General features: G+C 74.8%; 2 protein-coding genes and 1 pseudogene. All 3 read left to right on the top strand.

The window, feature by feature from the left end:
• Positions 1 to 156: pseudogene (locus tag HW445_RS33830) on the top strand (sirohydrochlorin chelatase); the annotation flags it as partial.
• A gap of 72 nt (positions 157 to 228) precedes the next feature.
• Complete coding sequence (locus HW445_RS28045) at positions 229 to 1,527, top strand: deoxyguanosinetriphosphate triphosphohydrolase (protein WP_180223661.1); 1,299 nt, start codon at positions 229 to 231, stop codon at positions 1,525 to 1,527.
• A 141-nt stretch (positions 1,528 to 1,668) separates the two neighbouring features.
• Positions 1,669 to 2,159: FAD-dependent oxidoreductase (locus HW445_RS28040; protein ID WP_180223660.1), on the top strand; the 491-nt coding region annotated here is incomplete at its 3' end.

The following is a 2,159-nucleotide window of genomic DNA, read 5'->3' as shown; positions in this document are numbered from 1 at the left end:
ACCGAGACCGCCGAGGCCGCGCCGTGGATCGCCGCCGCCCCGCTCGGCGCCCACCCCGACATGGCCCGCCTCGTCCTGCACCGTTACGACGGGGCCGCGGCCGGACCCGTCGGCCTCCCGCTCCCCGCCGTACGCCCCACCCTCGTCCCGGCGTAGGCACACGGGGCAGGCACACGGCGCAGGCACACGGGGCGGCGGCGGTCACCGACACCCCTTACTGTCGGTTGCATGGCAGGCAACGAACCGACCGCCGGATACGACGAGTCCGCCGTCGAGCGCTGGGCCCCGGAACCCGACAAGCGCCCCGGACGCACCGCCTTCCAGCGCGACCGCGCCCGGGTGCTGCACTCCGCCGCGCTGCGCAGGCTCGCCGGGAAGACCCAGGTCGTCACCCCCGGCACCGTCCGTCTGTGGGACGCCAGCCCGCGCACCCGGCTCACCCACTCGCTGGAGTGCGCGCAGGTCGGCCGGGAACTGGGCGCCGCGCTCGGCTGCGACCCCGACCTGGTGGAGGCCGCGTGCCTCTCCCACGACCTCGGGCATCCCCCGTTCGGGCACAACGGGGAGCAGGCGCTGGACGAGTTCGCCGCCGACTGCGGCGGCTTCGAGGGCAACGCCCAGTCGCTGCGGCTGCTCACCCGCCTGGAGCCCAAGCGGTTCGTCACCGACCGCACCACCGGCGAGATGACCAGCGTCGGCCTCAACCTCACCCGGGCCGCGCTGGACGCCGCCGCCAAGTACCCGTGGGCGCGTGGCGGGCACCCGGCCGGGCCCGCCTTCCGCAAGTTCGGCGTCTACGAGGACGACCGGCGGATCTTCGACTGGGTGCGCGCCGACGCCCCCGCCCGCGACCGGGTCTGTTTCGAGGCGCAGGTGATGGACTGGGCCGACGACGTCGCCTACTCGGTCCACGACGTCGAGGACGGGCTGCACGCCGGCCACATCCAGCCCTCCCGGCTGCACAGCGCCACCGACCGGCGGGAGATCTTCACCGTGGCGGTCCTGGACGCCCGGTACGTGCCCGCCGACACCGACCCGGAGGAACTGGGCGCGGCGCTCGACCGGCTCCAGGCACAGGAGTGGTGGCCGCACGGCTACGACGGCACCGCCGTCGACCAGGCGCGGCTCAAGGACGCCACCAGCCAGCTCATCGGGCGGTTCTGCACGGCGGCCGAGACGGCGACCCGCGCGGCCTACGGCGACGGGCGGCTGACCCGGTACAAGGCGCAGCTCGTCGTGCCGCGGACCACCCGGATGGAGTGCGCCGTCCTCAAGGCGGTCGCCGACCTGTACGTGATGCAGCGGGCGGAGCAGGAGCGGCTGCGGGCCGACCAGCGGGTGGTCGTCGCGGAACTGGCGGAGGCGCTCACGGCGCGGGCGCCGGAGGGACTGGACCCGCAGTTCGCGGCGCTCTTCGACGCGGCCGGGGACGACCGGGCCCGCAAGCGGGTGATCGTCGACCAGATCGCCTCCCTCACCGACGCCTCGGCCCGGGCGCTGCACACCCGGCTCACCATGCAGGTGTAGGGCCGTCCGGCCCGCCGCACCCCGCCGAAAGGTCCGGTGGCCGCCGCGCGAAGGACCGCGTGGCCTCTTCGGAAGGCTCTCTTTCCGCACTAGCCTCCGTGCGGGACGCTCATCCGGCACCCCCGGAGAAGGAGGCACACCGTGGTCGACGCGGACCAGACGTTCGTCATCGTCGGAGGAGGCCTGGCCGGCGCCAAGGCGGCGGAGACGCTGCGCGCCGAAGGCTTCAGCGGGCGGGTGATAGTGATCGGCGACGAACGCGACCACCCGTACGAGCGGCCGCCGCTGTCCAAGGCCTACCTGCTCGGCTCGGCGGACCGCGACAGCGCGCTCGTCCACGAACCCGCCTGGTACGCCGCCCACGACGTCGAGCTCCACCTCGGGCAGACCGTGGACGCGATCGACACCGCGGCGCGGACCGTGCGGCTCGGCGACGACGGCTCCTTCGTCCACTACGACAAGCTGCTGCTGGCCACGGGCGCCGAGCCGCGCCGCCTGGACGTGCCGGGGACCGACCTGACGGGCGTCCACCACCTGCGGCGGTTCGCGCACGCCGAGCGGCTGAAGGGCGTGCTGGCCGCGCTCGGCCGGGACAACGGGCACCTGCTGATCGCCGGCGCGGGCTGGATCGG

This window comes from Streptomyces sp. UH6 (assembly GCF_013421635.1).
GTDB classification, from domain to species: domain Bacteria; phylum Actinomycetota; class Actinomycetes; order Streptomycetales; family Streptomycetaceae; genus Streptomyces; species Streptomyces abyssomicinicus.
Note: the sequence above shows the minus strand (reverse complement) of the source record. Positions and strands in the feature narration are given on the sequence as shown.